Source organism: Streptomyces sp. NPDC057287 (assembly GCF_042667905.1).
In the GTDB taxonomy this organism is placed as follows: Bacteria; Actinomycetota; Actinomycetes; order Streptomycetales; family Streptomycetaceae; genus Streptomyces.
Map to the genome: position 1 here is coordinate 28,793 of NZ_JBHUYV010000007.1, position 14,971 is coordinate 43,763.

Consider the following 14,971-nt stretch of genomic DNA (forward strand, 5'->3'; position numbering starts at 1 on the left):
GTCCGGGCGGGCGTGCGGCCCCGTGCTCCCGGAACGTCCCGGGCCGTCCCGCCCCTAGGCCGCCCGGTCGGCCGTGAGGTAGGCGATGATCATGTCGCCCAGCATGGTCCGGTAGTGCTCGCGCCGGCCGCCGTCCACCAGGTCGCGGCCGAAGAGCGCGCCGAAGGTGTGTCTGTTCGCGATGCGGAAGAAGCAGAACGAGCTGATCATCGCGTGCAGATCCACGGCGTCGACGTCCGCCGTGAACAGCCCGGACGCGCGTCCGGTGTCGAGGATGCGCCGCAGCACCTCGATCGCCGGTGAGCCGATACGGCTCAACTCGGCGGAAGCGGCGATGTGTTCGGCCTCGTGGATGTTCTCGATGCTGACCAGGCGGATGAAGTCCGGGTGTTCCTCGTGATGGTCGAAGGTCACCTCGGCCAGCCGGCGGACCGCCGCCACGGGGTCGAGGTGCTCGACGTCCAGCAGCTGTTCGGCCTCCCGGATCCGGCTGTACGCCCGCTCCAGGACCGCGGTGAACAACTGCTCCTTGCCGCCGAAGTAGTAGTAGATCATCCGCTTCGTGGTGCGGGTGAGGGCGGCGATCTCGTCGACCCGGGCGCCCGCGTAGCCGATGCGGGCGAACTCGCGCGTCGCCACGGTGAGGATCTCGTCCCTGGTGCGCGCCGCGTCGCGGGTCCGCACGGCGGGCTGGGCGGGTCCTTCGGTGCTGGTCATCCCGATCCTTCGCGGCAGGCGGTGCGTGCTCGCGATTGTAGAGCGGGTGTTCCGGGCGGCTGATTCGGCCGGGGGTCTTCCCTGAGGGGCGCTCTTTGGGTATGACTAACTAACCAGTCCGTACATTAAGTCGATGTGTCCACGGGAAGTGAACGATGCCGAACCCACCGGTCCCGCCCCCGGGCGTCCCCGTCCTCGTGCTGAACGGCCCCAATCTCAACCTGCTCGGCCTGCGCGAGCCCGAGGTGTACGGCACGGACACCCTCGCCGGCATCGACGAGCTCTGCCGCAGCACCGCGGCGGCCCACGGCCTGCGCGCGGACTGCCGGCAGAGCAATCATGAGGGGGTGCTGATCGACGCCGTCCATGAGGCCCGCACCGCGCACCGGGGCATCGTGATCAATCCCGCCGGATACAGCCACACCTCGGTCGCCGTGCGCGACGCCCTCGCCGCCGTGGAGCTGCCCGTCGTGGAGGTCCACCTCTCGAACATCCACCGGCGGGAGGCCTTCCGGCACCGCAGCCACGTCTCGGCCGTCGCCGACACCGTCATCTGCGGGGCGGGGGCCCACGGGTACGCCCTGGCGCTCACCCACCTCGCCCACCTCCTGGAGGAGAACCGGTGAGTCCGGACTCGTACCTCGTCGGCCTCATCGGCTCCGGCATCGGCCCCTCGCTCAGTCCCGCCCTCCACGAACGGGAGGCGGACCGGCAGGGACTGCGCTACCTCTACCGCCTCATCGACATCGGCGCACTCGGTGTCCCGCCGGAGAGGACCGGGGAGCTCGTCCGCTCCGCACGCGCCATGGGCTATGACGGCCTCAACGTCACCCACCCCTGCAAGCAGCAGGTCCTCGCCCGTCTCGACTCGCTGTCTCCGCAGGCCGAAGCGCTCGGCGCGGTCAACACCGTGGTCTTCGAGGGTGATCTCGCGATCGGCCACAACACCGACGTGACCGGCTTCGCCGCCTCCTTCGCGCGCGGTCTGCCCGACGCGCCGCTGGAGCGGGTGGTGCAGCTGGGGGCGGGCGGTGCCGGAGCGGCCGTCGCCCACGCCCTCCTCGGTCTCGGCGCCGGCCGGCTCACCGTGCTGGACGCCGTCCCCGAGCGGGCCGCCGCCCTCGCGGTCTCCCTGAACCGCCACTTCGGCCCCGGCCGTGCCGCGTCCGCGGACCTCCTGGAGATCGCGGACCGTACGGCGGGCGCCGACGGCCTGGTCAACGCCACACCCATCGGCATGGCCGCCCACCCCGGACTGCCGCTCCCCGCAGACCTGCTGCACCCCGGACTGTGGGTCGCCGAGGTGGTCTACCGGCCGCTGGAGACGGCCCTCGTCCGCACCGCCCGCGCCCTGGGCTGTCCCACCCTCGACGGCGGAGGCATGGCCGTCTACCAGGCCGCCGACTCCTTCCGGCTCTTCACCGGCCGCGAACCCGACACCGCTCGCATGCTCGCGGACATCGCCGCTCTCACGTCCGCGCGCTGAACCCCCGCAGGAGGACCGACATGCGCACGTCCATCGCCACCGTCTCGCTCAGCGGAACACTCACCGAGAAGCTCACCGCGGCGGCACGCGCAGGTTTCGACGGCGTCGAGATCTTCGAGAACGACCTGATCGGAAGCCCCCTCGGCCCGGAGGAGATCCGGGACCTGACCGCCGATCTCGGCCTGACGATCGAGCTGTTCCAGCCGATGCGCGACATCGAAGCAGTCCCCGCGGACGAGTTCGCCCGCAATCTGCGGCGCGCCGAGCACAAGTTCCGGCTGATGCGGCGGCTCGGCGCCGGCACCGTCCTGGTCTGCTCCAGCGTGTCGCCGCACGCCGTCGACGACGACGCCCTCGCCGCCGAACAGCTGCACCGGCTGGCGGACCTGGCCCAGGAGTACGGGATCCGCGTCGCGTACGAGGCGCTGGCGTGGGGCCGCCACGTGAGCACGTACGCACACGCCTGGCGCATCGTCGAAGCGGCGGACCATCCCGCCCTCGGCGTCTGCCTCGACAGCTTCCACATCCTCGCCCGGGGTTCCGACGTCACGGGGATCGAGGCCCTCCCTGGCGACAAGATCTTCTTCCTGCAGCTCGCGGACGCACCGCTGATGGCTCTCGACGTGCTCCAGTGGAGCCGCCACCACCGGTGCTTCCCCGGCCAGGGCGACCTCGACGTCGCCGGACCGGTGCGCGCCGCCGTCCGCGCGGGATACGAGGGGCCGCTCTCCCTCGAAGTGTTCAACGACGTCTTCCGCCAGGCGGACGCGGGCCGCACCGCGGTCGACGCCCGGCGCTCGCTGACGCTGCTCCAGGAGGCCGCGGGCCTGGCCGAGCCCCCGGCGCCGGTCGTCCCCACCGGCTTCGCCTTCGTCGAGATCGCCACCGCCGACACCGCCAGGATCGTGCCCCTGCTGACCGCGCTCGGCTTCTCCCGCACGGCCAGGCACGCGGGGAAACCGGTGGACCTCTGGGAGCAGGGCGAGGCGCGCATCCTGCTCAACACCGGCACCGGCAGCCACCGTACGGAGCCCTCGCTCACCGCGGTGGGCCTGGAGAGCCCCCACCCGGCGGGCGCCTCCGCCCGGGCCGAGTCGCTGCTCGCCCCCGTCCTGCCCCGGCGCCGCGCGCCCGGCGACGCGCCGCTCGACGCGGTGGCCGCGCCCGACGGCACCGAGTTCTTCTTCTGCGCCACCGACCGCTCCGGTGCCACCGGCTGGACCGGTGACTTCGCACGCACCCCGCACATCCCCGCACCGATCGGGATCACCCGCGTCGACCACGTCGCGCTGACCCAGCCGTGGCACCACTTCGACGAGGCGACCCTCTTCCACCGCGGGGTGCTCGGCCTCCGCCCCCACGCGAGCGTCGACCTCGCCGACCCGTACGGCCTGCTCCGCAGCCGGGCCGTCAGCAACGAGGACGGCACCGTGCGCATCGCGCTCGGCGTCGGGGCCTCGCCCACGGAGGAAGGCGTCCGCGGAGGGCGTCCCCAGCACGTGGCCCTGCTCACCGACGCCCTCGTCACCACGGTCCGCCGCGCCCTCGCGGCCGGGGCCCGGCTGCTGCCGGTCCCCGCCAACTACTACGACGACCTGGACGCCCGCTACGAGTTCGCCCCCGGCGAGCTGGAGACCTACCGCGAACTCGGCATCCTGTACGACCGTGACGAGAAGGGGGAGTTCCGGCACTGCTACACCGTGACGGCCGGCCGGGTCTTCTTCGAACTCGTCGAGCGCGTCGGCGGATACGACGGATACGGGGTCGGCAACGCCCCCGTCAGGCTCGCCGCCCAGCACGCACTGGCCGGCTGACTCACTCCGCGCGGACCTCGAAGCCGGCCCGCGCGTCGAAGGCCGCGCGGCGGGTGGCCCGGCGCAGGGCCCGCAGCAGGGTGGGACCGACGGCCAGGGTCAGGGCCACGGTGAGGACCGCCCGGCCCAGGTCCCAGCCGAGCGAGGTGGCGGTGCAGTACGCGAGGAAGCGGACCAGGTTCTCGTGGAGCGGGGCGCCCGCGACGAAGGAGATCCCCGAGCCGAGCCCCGGCACGATCGTCCAGCCGTACAGGTTCATCACCGTGCCGTACGCGAACGCCGCCACGCATCCGTACGCCGCGAGCATCAGGAGCTCGCCCCGGCCGCGCAGCCGGTCCGGGCCCGGCAGCAGGCCCGCGCCCATGGTGAACCAGCCCATCGACAGCATCTGGAAGGGCATCCACGGCCCGACGCCGCCGGTCAGCAGCGCCGAGGCGAACATGGTCACCGAGCCGAGCACGAAGCCGAAGCCGGGGCCCAGCACCCGGCCGCTCAGCACCATCAGGAAGAACATCGGCTCCAGCCCCGCCGTCCCCGCGCCCAGCGGACGCAGTGCCGCGCCGACCGCCGCGAGGACCCCCAGCATCGCGACGGCCTTCGCGTCCAGACCGGAGTCCGCGATCGTCGCGACGACGACCGCGACCAGCAGGACCAGCAGCGCGGCGAACAGCCACGGCGCGTCCTCGGCGTGCGCGAGCCCGGAGCCGGCCCCGGCCAGCAGCGGCCAGCCGAACGCGACCAGCCCGACCGCGCTGACCAGGACGAGCGCGGCAACGGCACGGGGGCCGAGCCGGACCGGGCGGCCGGACCCGGACCTCATGCGAGTCCCTCCAGGGCCGTACGCACCTGGGACACGGTCAGCCACTCCCGGGGCGCCATGATCTTCGAGGTCTGCGGGGCGAACGCGGGGGAGGAGACCACGACCTGCCGGGTCGGTCCGTCCGCGACCACCTCACCGTCGGCGAGGATCACCACCCGGTCCGCCAGCTCCGCCGCCAGTTCCACGTCGTGCGTGGCCAGGACGATCGCGTGTCCCCCGGCTGCCAGCCGCCGCAGTACGCCGACCAGCCGGGCCTTCGCCGCGTAGTCGAGGCCGCGCGTCGGCTCGTCCAGGAGGAGGAGCGGGGGCCTGGCGGTGAGCACCAGGGCGAGGGCCAGGGCGAGCCGCTGCCCCTCGGAGAGGTCACGGGGATGGACGTCGTCCGGCACCCCGGGCAGCAGCTCGGAGACCAGCGCCCGGCAGCTGCCCGCGGGCGCGCCCGCGTCGGAGTCCGCCGCCGCGCACTCGGCCGCGACCGTGTCCGCGTACAGCAGGTCGCGGGGTTCCTGCGGTACGAGCCCGACCCGGCGCACCATGTCGCGCGGCGCGGTGCGGGACGGCTCCATGCCGCCGACGAGGACGGAACCCGTGGTCGGCGCGGTCATCCCGACGAGTGTGCTCAGCAGGGTCGACTTGCCCGCGCCGTTGCGGCCCATCAGGGCCACGGTCTCGCCCGGTGTGACGGACAGTGTCACCCCGCGCAGCGCCTGGACCCGCCCGTGCCGCACCCCGAGCCCTTCGACCCGGGTGGCGCCGCCGCCCGCGAGAGGCCCGGAGGGCGCGGTGTGCGGGCGGCGTCCCAGGAGCCGGCCGAGGAATCCGGGCCGGGGCGCGGCGGGTGACGGCAGCGGGGTCACGGAGGTGTCCGCAGGAGTCTCGCGCGGCGGCGGTTCCACGTCGGCCAGCCGCTCCCGCAGGTCCACCGCCCGGCGCCGGGCGTCGCGCACCGACAGCGGCAGCGGATCCCAGCCCACCAGCCGGCCCAGGGCCACCACCGGTGGCCGGACGGGAGACAGCGCCATGATGTCGGCGGGGGCGCCCATGACCGGTGCGGTGCCCGGCGCGGGCAGCAGCAGGACCTGGTCGGCGTACTGCACGACCCGCTCCAGCCGGTGCTCGGCCATCAGCACCGTCGTCCCCAGGTCGTGCACCAGCCGCTGGAGCACCGCCAGGACGTCCTCGGCCGCCGCCGGGTCCAGGGCGGAGGTCGGCTCGTCGAGGACCAGCACCCTGGGGTGCGGGGTGAGGACCGAGCCGATGGCGACCCGCTGGCGCTGGCCCCCGGAGAGCGTGGCGATCGGCCGGTCCCGGAGCTCGGCGAGACCCAGCAGGTCCAGCGTCTCCTCGACGCGGCGCCGCATGACGTCCGGGGCGAGGCCCAGGGACTCCATGCCGTACGCCAGCTCGTCCTCGACGGTGTCCGTCACGAAGTGGGCCAGCGGGTCCTGGCCCACCGTGCCGACCAGATCGGCGAGTTCACGCGGCTTGTGGGTGCGGGTGTCCCGGCCGCCGACCGTCACCCGGCCGGTCAGGGTCCCGCCGGTGAAGTGCGGCACGAGACCCGACACGGCACCCAGCAAGGTCGACTTGCCGACACCGGACGGACCGACGACCAGGACCAGCTCGCCCTCGGGGACCGTGAGGTCGACCCCGGACAGGGTGGGGCTCCCGGCGCCCTCGTACCGCACGGAGACGTGCTCGAACCGGATCATGTGCGCTCCTTGGAGTCCGAGGGGGAAGCGGGCAGCGGTGCCACCACGGCGGGCAGCAGCCCGATCAGTACGGCGGCGGCGGGCCACAGGGGGAGGACGGGGGCGGTGAGGGGGACGACACCGGGCCGCAGTGCGTCCGGATCGACGGCGCCCGCCAGGATCATCGCCGCCGCGACGGCCGCGCCCGAGGCCGCGACGAGCCAGGCGCGTACGCCCCACCGGTCGGGGCGGTAGCGGGTGCGGACCGAGCGGCGCCCGCCGAGCCGCAGTCCGGCCAGCGCCGCCACCAGCCCGGCCAGGAGCAACGGCAGTCCGTGCGCGGCGCCCTGCGCGGCGAGCAGCCCGTACGTCCCCGCGCACACACCCAGCAGCCCGCCGAGCGTCAGCACATGGGTGGTGCGGCGGACGGCGGGCGGGACCTGGGCGGTGCGGCCGTACCCGCGCGCGTCCATCGACGCCGCCACGGCCACCGAACGTTCCAGTGCGCCCTCCAGCACGGGCAGCCCGATCTGGAGCACGGCCCGGATGCCGCCGGTCGGACGGCCGCGCAGCCGGCGGGCGGTCCGCAGCCGGGCCACGTCGGCGACCATGTTCGGCGCGAACGTCATCGCGACGACGACGGCCACCCCCACCTCGTACAGTGCGCCGGGCAGCGACTTCAGCAGCCTGGCCGGGTTGGCCAGGGAGTTCGCCGCCCCGACGCAGATCAGCAGCGCGGCCAGCTTCGCGCCCTCGTACAGGGCGAAGACCAGCTGCTCGCCGGTGACCCGGCCGCCGATCCTGACGCCCTGCGCCCAGTCGGGCAACGGCACTTCAGGGAGCGTGAACAGGGTCTCCGTACCCGGCACGGAAGAGCCGAGGACGACGGAGAAGACGAGGCGCACGGCGACGACGAACAGCCCCAGCCTGATGAAGGCCCCGTACGAACGGGCCCACGGGGCGTCCGTGCGGCGTGCCGCCACCACGTAGCCGGCCACTCCCACCAGCAGCCCGAGCAGCAGCGGGTTGGTCGTGCGGGACGCGGCCGTCGCCAGTCCGAGCGCCCACAGCCACCAGGCCCCGGCCGGGAGGGCGTTGGCGCGGGTGGCCCCGGGGGCGCGCAGGCCGGGGTGGAGCCGGGCCGGGCCGGTGGAGCGGGTCATCGGCGGCGGCGGGCCTGGAGCACTGCGGCGACACCCAGGACGAGCACCGCGCCGACGCCCGTGAGCACACCGGCCGACGGGCCGCCGCCGGAGCCACCGCCGTCGTCGCCGGCCGCGCCGTCGTCGCCGGAGGGCGATGCCTCGGCCGTGCCGTCGGCCTTCCCGGATCCGCCGTCCCCGGTCTGCTCACCGCAGCCCGAGCGCGGATAGCCGGATATCGCGCAGAGCATCGCGGAGCTGTCGTAGCGCAGCGGCTTCGCCACCGAGGCGAGGGCCTCCGCCGTGCTGGCCTCCGGCGCCACCTGGGCGCAGGCGGTGCGCAGCTCGGGCGGCTCCTCGCCGTCCGGCGCGTCCGCGGCCGTGCCGGGGTCGATGACCAGCGCGATCCGCTTCCGGCCGTCCTTCGCCGGGGTGCCCGCGCAGACGGCTCCGAAGCCCGGGGCGCGGCGCGGCTGCGCCGAGTCCTGGGAGTCCTCGCTCACCGAGAAGCGGAAACCCTGCACCGCGCCGTCGTCGGGCCGGACGACGGAAGGCCCCTGGGTGGCGTACGTCCAGCCCTTCCCGCCGTCGCCCTCCCAGAACGACCAGTAGCGGTATCCGGCCGCCTGTGCGCTTCCCGCGCCCAGCACGGCGAGGACGGCGCCCACGAGGAGAAGGAGCGCCGCCGTGCCCAGCGGGCGCCTCACAGCTGCTGGTTCTTCCGGCGTCCGCTGAGCAGGAAGCCGATGCCCGCGCCGAAGGCGAGACCGATGCCGATGATCCACCAGAGGCCGAGGCCCTCGTCGTCGCTGCTCGTGTCCGCGGGCTTCGAGGGCGCCGTCGCGGTCGGCGAGGGCACGGCGGTGGCGGCGGGAGCCGGACCTGTCGCGTTGAGCTGCCGGACGAGGTCGACGCCGCCGAAGTCACGGGCGTCGCCGCCGGTCGCGTGGGCGGCGAGCACCAGCTGCGCGGTGGCGGCGGGCCCGCCCTCCTTCGCCCAGCCCTGTGCGTGCTTCTCCAGGTAGGCGACCGCTCCGGCAGCCTTGTCCTTGTGGCCGGCCGCCGCCAGCGCCACGACGGCGTCGGCGGTGTTGCCGAAGTCGGGCTGCGGGTCGGACTCCTCGGCGCCCGGCATCGGCGGCAGGTCCAGATGACCGGACCCGGCCAGCGTCTTCGCCAGGTAGTACGCGCCGTTCTGCGCGGTCTGCTCGACGGTGAGGCCGGTGCCCTCCTTGCAGACGGGGGCCTTCACCGCGTTGGAGTTCCCCGCGGCCATGCCCTTGCCCATCGCGCCGATCACCGCGGCCGCCGTGGCGTCCGCGTTGGCCGTGAGCTTGCCGTCCTTGTCCGGCTGGTAGGCGAACGCCCCGCCGCCCTCGCCGCCGCAGGGCAGTGCGAAGGTCTGCAGCGCGGTGTACGGGGTCTTCCCGCCGGCCTTGGTGACGTCGGCGAGCGGCACGCCCGCCCGGGCCAGGGCCCCGGTCACGACGGCGGTGGAGTTGGCGTCGCTCGGACTGCCCGGGTTGTAGCCCCAGCCGCCGTCCTTGTTCTGGACGGACTTGAGCCAGCTGACCCCGTTGTCCACGACCTCACGGTGCACGCCGAGCTCGACCACGGCCTGGACGGCTGCCGCCGTGGCGTTGGTGTCCGCCACCGTCTTGGCGTCGCACGGCCCGGAGGCGTCGCGGTACGCGGCGAAGGCACCGCTCGCGCACTGCTGGCCGACGAGCCAGTCCACCGACTTCGTGGCGGGCGTGACCAGCTCGACCTTCTGGGCGAGGAAGGCGAGCGACTGGCGCCACACTCCGTCGTACGTCGGGTCCTTGGTGCCGTACAGCCCGGCCGGGAGCTCCGGCGTGGAGGGGGACGGGGTGGGCCCCGGCGCGGCGACCGCCACCGGGGCGGCCGATGCACAGAGCACGGCGGTGAAGGCGAGCGCGGCCACGCGGCGGCGTACGGACATGGCTGACTGGGCCTCTCGAATGGGGTTTCCCCCGCTCGAGCTCGGCCGAGCGGTCGGGGAAGGGTCGGCGCCGGATTCGCACCGGCTTCCCCCTGTACGGGCATGATGGCGACCCGCCCACTCTACCGGGGCGCTTCCGGCCCCCTCCGGGCGGACAGCCGCACCGCGTCGGTGAAGGGCCTTCCCAGCAGGTCAGGCCCCATGCGAAACTCCCGCGGGGGTCACATGGGCGCGTGCCCGTGGGGAGGAACGACCTGAGTGGGAACAGCAGTGCGCAGACGAAGGACGGCGGCTGTCACCGCGGTGGCGGCCGGATGCATGACGGTGACGGCGGGCTGCGGTCTCGTGGGGGAGACCGAGACCGTGCCCCGGGCGACCCGGGTGCCCCTCCCCCCGCTCACCGCGGAGACGGTCGCCGACGAGATAGCCGGTTTCGCCGTGGCCGGAGGCCTCCCGCCCGGCGACACCTCCACGACCGGGCTGCCGGAGGGCGACTGGCGGACGTGCGTCGCACCCTGGACGGGCTACGCGCCGGCGGCGGACTCCGCCGGCGCGTTCGAGGCGACGGTGCTGCGGCTGCGTCAGCACGACTGGGAGATCGTCTCCAGCCACGCCGAGCGGGACGTCACCTACCGCACCCTCGCCAAGCGCGGCTGGAAGCTGTACGCCCGGTACTACGCGGTGGAGAACGCCGGGCGGACCGTGTACCTCACCGCGGTCGAGGACGGCTGCCGGCTGCCCGGGAAGATCAGGGGCGACTACGAGGACCCGGCCTGACAGCCGGAGTCGGCGATCACGAAGTGGCCCGCCGGGGACTCGCGCAGGGTGTGGGTGACGAAGACGTTGTACAGCCCCATGTCCTGCTCCGAACCGTTCGCCCAGGCGTGGCCGCCCGAGGTGTGCGCCCGGCCGGCCGTCACATGCGCGTAGTTCGTCGCAGTGAAGCACCGCGCGGGTGCCGTACCGCCCGAGGTGGTCGCGGTCACCGCGGCCGATCCCGCCCCTGCGGCCCCCGAGGAGTCCGTCGCGGTCACGGAGTAGCGGTAGGAGGTGCCTGCGGTCAGCCCGGTGTCCGTGAAGGACGTCGAGGCGGTCGTGGTCACCTTCGTCCCGTCGCGGTACACCGCGTAGGAGGCCGCGCCCGTGACCGCGTTCCACGCCAGTGAGGCCGTGCTGCCCGTGACCCCGGTGACCTTCAGGCCGGCCGGGGCGGGCAGGCCCTCCCCACCGCCCGGGGCGCCCTTGTCCAGTCCCCAGAACACACCCGTGTGGTACGACGAGCAGACGGTGTTCAGGAAGTAGGCGGCCGTCGACCCGCAGCTGTCGGCGCCCGACCCCGGGCTCACCGGCAGGCCGTGGCCCATGCCGGAGACCGAGTAGGTCTCCACGGCGGGCTGCCCGGACGTGTCGGCGTAGACGCTCCGGGTGGTGCCGCCGGGCAGGCTCTGGGTGCTGGACGGGGTCTGGCCGATGCCCCAGACGTCGGTCCACTGGTCACGCAGGGCCGTGGCGTTGGCCGGGTAGACGGTGTAGTCCGAGGTGCCCTGCCAGATCGCCACCCGGGGCCAGGGGCCCGTCCAGCCCGGGTAGGAGCCGCGGACCTTGTCGCCCCACTGGGCGGGCGAGAGCTTCTGCGGCCCCGTCTGGCAGGCGGACGCGGCGGCCTGGCCGGTGGCGCACTGCGCGGGGAGCCCGGAGGCCACGGACCCGCCGGCGAAGACGTCCGGGTAGGCGGCCAGCAGGTCGGCGGTCATCCCGCCGCCCGCCGAGAGCCCGGTGACGTAGACCCGGCGGCCGTCGGAGCCGTACGTCTTCTTCGCGTACTCGACCATCTGCACGATGGACGCGGCCTCGCCCCTGCCCCTCGTGCTCTCCGCCTGGTCGAACCAGCCGAAGCAGGAGAGCGCGTTGTTCGCCGAGGTGGTCTGCGGGAAGACGACGTCGAAGCCCCAGAGATCGGCGTACTTCGGCCAGCCCGAGTTGGTGTAGTAGGCGTTCGCCGACTGGGTGCAGCCGTGCAGGGCGACGACGAGCGGAGCGCCCGCCGCCACGGTGTCGGGGGTGTACGCGAACATCTGGAGGTTGCCGGGGTTCGAGCCGAAGCCGGTGACCTGCTGGAGACCGGCGGCCGCCGGGGCCGCGGGGGCGGCGGAGACCGGATGGGCGGCCAGAAGGGGGAGCACGGCACAGACGGCGACGGAGGCGACGCGGCGGAGCAGGCGTCGCAGGATCGGTGGGCGCACGGTGGGGCCTCCTCATCGGGCGGGCGGGCGTGGGGGACTGCTGCCGGAACCTATGAGCCGGAGGCGGGGCCGCCCATGTGGCAGGCGGACATCCGCCGCCCACCGCTGTGTGCGGCGCTCCCCTTGCGCCCGCTCCCGGTGCGCCGGACGCGCGCCGGGCCCGCCGGACCGCACCACGTACGCCGGCACCATGCGGCCGCGCCGGGGTGTGTGCACCGGCCCCATGTGATGCGGACCGCGACGTCCTTACGGTGACGCCCATGGAGACTTCCCGGACCCCCCAGCACGACCCCCTCGCCCCCTCGGCCCTCGCCGGGCGCACCGCCCTGGTCACCGGGGCCGCCAGCGGCATCGGACTGGCCTGCGCCGAGGCGCTCGCCGCCGCCGGGGCCCATGTGCACGTGGTGGACAAACAGGGCGACGCCGCCAAGAGCCTCGCGGCACGGATCGGCGGGACGGCCTGGGTGGCCGACCTCTCGGTGGCCGAGGCGGTGGACGGGCTGCCCGACGACGCGGACATCGTGGTCAACAACGCGGGGCTCCAGCACGTGGCGGCCGTGCACGAGTTCCCGCCGGACCGCTTCGCGCTGATCCACCGCGTCATGGTGGAAGCACCGTTCCGCATCTTGCGCCGCACGCTCCCGGGGATGTACGAACGCGGCTGGGGCCGCGTGGTCAACATCTCGTCCGTGCACGGGCTGCGGGCCAGTCCCTACAAGTCGGCCTACGTCTCGGCCAAGCACGCACTGGAGGGGCTCAGCAAGGTGGTCGCACTCGAAGCGGCGCCGCACGGCGTGACGAGCAACTGCGTCAGCCCCGGCTACGTCCGCACGCCCCTGGTGGAGGACCAGATCGCGGACCAGGCCCGCAGCCACGGCATCTCCGAGCAGGAGGTGGTGGGCAGGGTGCTGCTGGAGCGCAGCGCCCTCAAGTCGCTGATCGAGCCCGGTGACGTGGCAGGCGCCGTCCTGTGGCTGTGCGGACCCGGCACCGGCCACATCACCGGTAGCTCCCTCACGATGGACGGCGGCTGGACCGCCAACTGAACCCGACCGACCCAGGAAGCCCGGAGAACGATGGAAGCCGGAAGAACGATGGCCGCACATGTCTGAACCGCCCCCCGCCGCCGCGCCCCTCCTCGCGCGCCTCCTCGACCTGCTGGCCGACGACGCCCCCGCCGAGGAACTGGGCGCCGTCACCTCGGAGGCCAGGGCCGCGGGCGTGTCCCCGGCCGAACTGGCCGAGGTGGAGCGGGCGGCCGCCACCGCCCTGCGGATCAGGGGCGCCCTGCGCCAGCACCGGCGCAGGGAGCTCCAGCTCACCGCCCTCTTCGACACGGCGGGCGACCTGGCGGCCTCCCGGGACCTGGACGACGTGCTGAAGGCGATCGTGCGGCGGGCCAGGATGCTGCTCGGCACCGACACCGCGTATCTGACGCTCCCCGACGAGGAGGCCGGGGACACCTACATGCGGGTGACGGACGGGTCGGTGTCCGTGCTGTTCCAGCGGCTCCGCCTCGAACTGGGCGAGGGGCTCGGCGGACTGGTGGCGCAGACCGCCAGCCCGTACGCGACCCCCGACTACCGCACCGACGAGCGCTTCCGCCACACCCGCAACATCAACGCCGGTGTGCTGGACGAGGGGCTCGTCGCCATCCTCGGCGTCCCCCTGCTGCTCGGCTCCAGCCGGGGCGGCACGGGAAAGGTCATCGGCGTCCTCTTCGCGGCCGACCGCGCCGCGCGGGTCTTCAGCCCCGACGAGGTGGCCCTGCTCTGCTCGCTCGCCGCGCACGCCGCCATCGCCATCGACACCGCCCGGGCCCTGGACGACACCCGGACCGCCCTGGCGGAACTCGCCGGGGCCAACGCCGAGCTGGCCGAGGCCAACGCCGCCGTCCGCGCGCACTCGGCCGCCATGCGGCGTGCCGAGGAGGCCCACGACCGGCTCACCGACCTGGTGCTGCGCGGCGGCGACGTGAAGGACGTCGCCGTGTCCGTCGCCGGACTCCTCGACAGCCCCCTGACCATCCACGACCCGGGCGGGCGCCCACTGGCGGCCGTACGGCCCGACGGTTCGGGCCTCGCCGCGGACAGCATGGACGCCGGCTGGCTCGCCACGACCGCCGAGGAGTCCCGCCACGGGGCGCGCGCCGTGCACCGCGACGGCCGCTGGATCTGCGCGGTGCTCGCCGGACAGGAACTCCTCGCCGGCCTGGTGCTGCACCGGCCCGACCGGCTCGACGACTCCGACCGGCGGCTCTTCGAACGCGCCGCGGTCGTCACCGGGCTCCTCCTGCTGCTGCGCCGCACGGTCGCCGAGACGGAGAACCGGATACGGGGAGAGCTGATCAGCGACCTGCTCGGCGACCCGGAGCGCGATCCCGCCGGGCTGGCCGAGCGGGGCCGGAGACTGGGCATCGACCTGGACCGGCCGCACCTGCTGCTGGTGGCGGAGGCGACGGCCCGGGAGAGGCTCGGCGGCGCCGCGATGCGGTATCTGTTCGGCGGTGACATCCACGGCGTGAGCGCCGAACACGCCGGCACCGTCGTGCTGCTGATCGACTGCGACGGCCGCTCCCGCTCGGCCGCCGGGGACGCCGCGCGCGCGGCTGCCGCACAGCTCGGGCACCTCGTCCAGGCGCCCGTCACCGTCGCCGGCACGGGACCCGCAGGCGGCGTCCGCGAACTCGCCGCCGCCTACGCGGAAGCCGCGCGGTGCCTGCGTGCCATGCGGGTGCTGGGGCGCGAGGGCGAGGGCGCCTGCGTCGACGAGCTCGGCTTCCTGGGGGTCGTGCTGGGCAACGCCAAGGACGTGGACGGCTTCGTGACCGCCGTACTGGGCCCGCTGCTGCGCTACGACGAGCGGCGCGGCACCCATCTCGTGCGGACCCTCCGGGCGTACTTCGGTGCGGGCGGCAGCCTGATCCGGGCCAAGGACGAGCTGCACGTGCACGTGAACACCGTGGTGCAGCGCCTCGACCGCATCCAGGTGCTCCTGGGGCGCGACTGGAACGAGCCCGACCGCGCCCTGGAGCTGCAACTGGCCCTGCGGCTGCACCTGCTGGCGGGAGGCCGGGACACCCCGTAGGGGCGTCC

13 protein-coding genes are annotated in these 14,971 nt (G+C 74.3%); 6 read left to right on the top strand and 7 right to left on the bottom strand.

All coding sequences use genetic code 11. The annotated features are described in order from the left end of the window. Nucleotides 1–54: 54 nt before the first annotated feature. Nucleotides 55–717 carry a TetR/AcrR family transcriptional regulator gene (locus ACFUNE_RS15270; RefSeq protein WP_383566848.1) on the bottom strand — a complete coding sequence of 221 codons (663 nt, stop codon included), beginning with the start codon at nucleotides 715–717 and terminating at the stop codon, nucleotides 55–57. Between the two features lie 155 nt (nucleotides 718–872). Between ACFUNE_RS15270 and aroQ the strand changes: the two genes are divergently transcribed. The 3 genes from aroQ to ACFUNE_RS15285 are packed head-to-tail and all read left to right on the top strand — an operon-like array spanning nucleotide 873 to nucleotide 4,017. Then, nucleotides 873–1,343 carry a type II 3-dehydroquinate dehydratase gene (gene aroQ / locus ACFUNE_RS15275; RefSeq protein WP_383566851.1) on the top strand — a complete coding sequence of 157 codons (471 nt, stop codon included), beginning with the start codon at nucleotides 873–875 and terminating at the stop codon, nucleotides 1,341–1,343. Further along, complete coding sequence (locus ACFUNE_RS15280; RefSeq protein ID WP_383566854.1) at nucleotides 1,340–2,203, top strand: shikimate dehydrogenase; 864 nt, start codon at nucleotides 1,340–1,342, stop codon at nucleotides 2,201–2,203. The genes aroQ and ACFUNE_RS15280 overlap by 4 nt, the downstream gene beginning before the upstream one ends. A gap of 20 nt (nucleotides 2,204–2,223) precedes the next feature. Beyond that, nucleotides 2,224–4,017 carry a bifunctional sugar phosphate isomerase/epimerase/4-hydroxyphenylpyruvate dioxygenase family protein gene (locus ACFUNE_RS15285; protein ID WP_383566858.1) on the top strand — a complete coding sequence of 598 codons (1,794 nt, stop codon included), beginning with the start codon at nucleotides 2,224–2,226 and terminating at the stop codon, nucleotides 4,015–4,017. A gap of 1 nt (nucleotide 4,018) precedes the next feature. On the opposite strand, the gene ACFUNE_RS15290 is transcribed toward ACFUNE_RS15285, so the two are convergent. From ACFUNE_RS15290 to ACFUNE_RS15310, 5 genes are read right to left on the bottom strand one after another with little or no spacing between them, the layout of a single operon-like run. Then, entirely contained in the window at nucleotides 4,019–4,837 is an 819-nt protein-coding gene (locus ACFUNE_RS15290) for an ECF transporter S component (RefSeq protein ID WP_383566861.1), read from the bottom strand. Beyond that, entirely contained in the window at nucleotides 4,834–6,549 is a 1,716-nt protein-coding gene (locus ACFUNE_RS15295) for an ABC transporter ATP-binding protein (RefSeq protein ID WP_383566864.1), read from the bottom strand. Before ACFUNE_RS15295 ends, ACFUNE_RS15290 begins: the two co-directional genes overlap by 4 nt. Further along, complete coding sequence (locus tag ACFUNE_RS15300) at nucleotides 6,546–7,691, bottom strand: energy-coupling factor transporter transmembrane protein EcfT (protein ID WP_383566867.1); 1,146 nt, start codon at nucleotides 7,689–7,691, stop codon at nucleotides 6,546–6,548. The genes ACFUNE_RS15295 and ACFUNE_RS15300 overlap by 4 nt, the downstream gene beginning before the upstream one ends. Continuing rightward, nucleotides 7,688–8,377 carry an SCO2322 family protein gene (locus ACFUNE_RS15305; RefSeq protein WP_383566870.1) on the bottom strand — a complete coding sequence of 230 codons (690 nt, stop codon included), beginning with the start codon at nucleotides 8,375–8,377 and terminating at the stop codon, nucleotides 7,688–7,690. The genes ACFUNE_RS15300 and ACFUNE_RS15305 overlap by 4 nt, the downstream gene beginning before the upstream one ends. Then, nucleotides 8,374–9,633 carry a prenyltransferase/squalene oxidase repeat-containing protein gene (locus ACFUNE_RS15310; RefSeq protein ID WP_383566873.1) on the bottom strand — a complete coding sequence of 420 codons (1,260 nt, stop codon included), beginning with the start codon at nucleotides 9,631–9,633 and terminating at the stop codon, nucleotides 8,374–8,376. The genes ACFUNE_RS15305 and ACFUNE_RS15310 overlap by 4 nt, the downstream gene beginning before the upstream one ends. 258 nt (nucleotides 9,634–9,891) lie before the next feature. On the opposite strand from ACFUNE_RS15310, the gene ACFUNE_RS15315 reads away from it, so the two are divergent. Next, complete coding sequence (locus ACFUNE_RS15315) at nucleotides 9,892–10,410, top strand: hypothetical protein (RefSeq protein ID WP_383566876.1); 519 nt, start codon at nucleotides 9,892–9,894, stop codon at nucleotides 10,408–10,410. Here the strand turns inward: ACFUNE_RS15315 and ACFUNE_RS15320 are convergent. Continuing rightward, on the bottom strand, nucleotides 10,392–11,876 hold the full coding sequence (locus ACFUNE_RS15320; protein WP_383566879.1) for a PHB depolymerase family esterase: 1,485 nt from the start codon (nucleotides 11,874–11,876) through the stop codon (nucleotides 10,392–10,394). The genes ACFUNE_RS15315 and ACFUNE_RS15320 overlap by 19 nt on opposite strands. A 260-nt stretch (nucleotides 11,877–12,136) precedes the next feature. On the opposite strand from ACFUNE_RS15320, the gene ACFUNE_RS15325 reads away from it, so the two are divergent. Both ACFUNE_RS15325 and ACFUNE_RS15330 read left to right on the top strand, forming a co-directional pair. Next, nucleotides 12,137–12,922, top strand: a complete 786-nt coding sequence (locus ACFUNE_RS15325) for a 3-hydroxybutyrate dehydrogenase (RefSeq protein WP_383566881.1) — start codon at nucleotides 12,137–12,139, stop codon at nucleotides 12,920–12,922. A 58-nt stretch (nucleotides 12,923–12,980) separates the two neighbouring features. Beyond that, nucleotides 12,981–14,963, top strand: coding sequence for a helix-turn-helix domain-containing protein (locus ACFUNE_RS15330; protein WP_383566884.1), 1,983 nt, complete (start codon nucleotides 12,981–12,983; stop codon nucleotides 14,961–14,963). The last annotated feature ends 8 nt before the right edge of the window (nucleotides 14,964–14,971 follow it).

Coding starts and splice junctions, on each gene's coding strand:
- ACFUNE_RS15285 (WP_383566858.1), top strand. CDS start 2,224: ATGCGCACGTCCATCGCCACCGTCTCGCTCAGCGGAACACTCACCGAG.
- ACFUNE_RS15330 (WP_383566884.1), top strand. CDS start 12,981: ATGTCTGAACCGCCCCCCGCCGCCGCGCCCCTCCTCGCGCGCCTCCTC.
- ACFUNE_RS15325 (WP_383566881.1), top strand. CDS start 12,137: ATGGAGACTTCCCGGACCCCCCAGCACGACCCCCTCGCCCCCTCGGCC.
- ACFUNE_RS15270 (WP_383566848.1), bottom strand. CDS start 717: ATGACCAGCACCGAAGGACCCGCCCAGCCCGCCGTGCGGACCCGCGAC.
- ACFUNE_RS15300 (WP_383566867.1), bottom strand. CDS start 7,691: ATGACCCGCTCCACCGGCCCGGCCCGGCTCCACCCCGGCCTGCGCGCC.
- aroQ (WP_383566851.1), top strand. CDS start 873: ATGCCGAACCCACCGGTCCCGCCCCCGGGCGTCCCCGTCCTCGTGCTG.
- ACFUNE_RS15295 (WP_383566864.1), bottom strand. CDS start 6,549: ATGATCCGGTTCGAGCACGTCTCCGTGCGGTACGAGGGCGCCGGGAGC.
- ACFUNE_RS15290 (WP_383566861.1), bottom strand. CDS start 4,837: ATGAGGTCCGGGTCCGGCCGCCCGGTCCGGCTCGGCCCCCGTGCCGTT.
- ACFUNE_RS15310 (WP_383566873.1), bottom strand. CDS start 9,633: ATGTCCGTACGCCGCCGCGTGGCCGCGCTCGCCTTCACCGCCGTGCTC.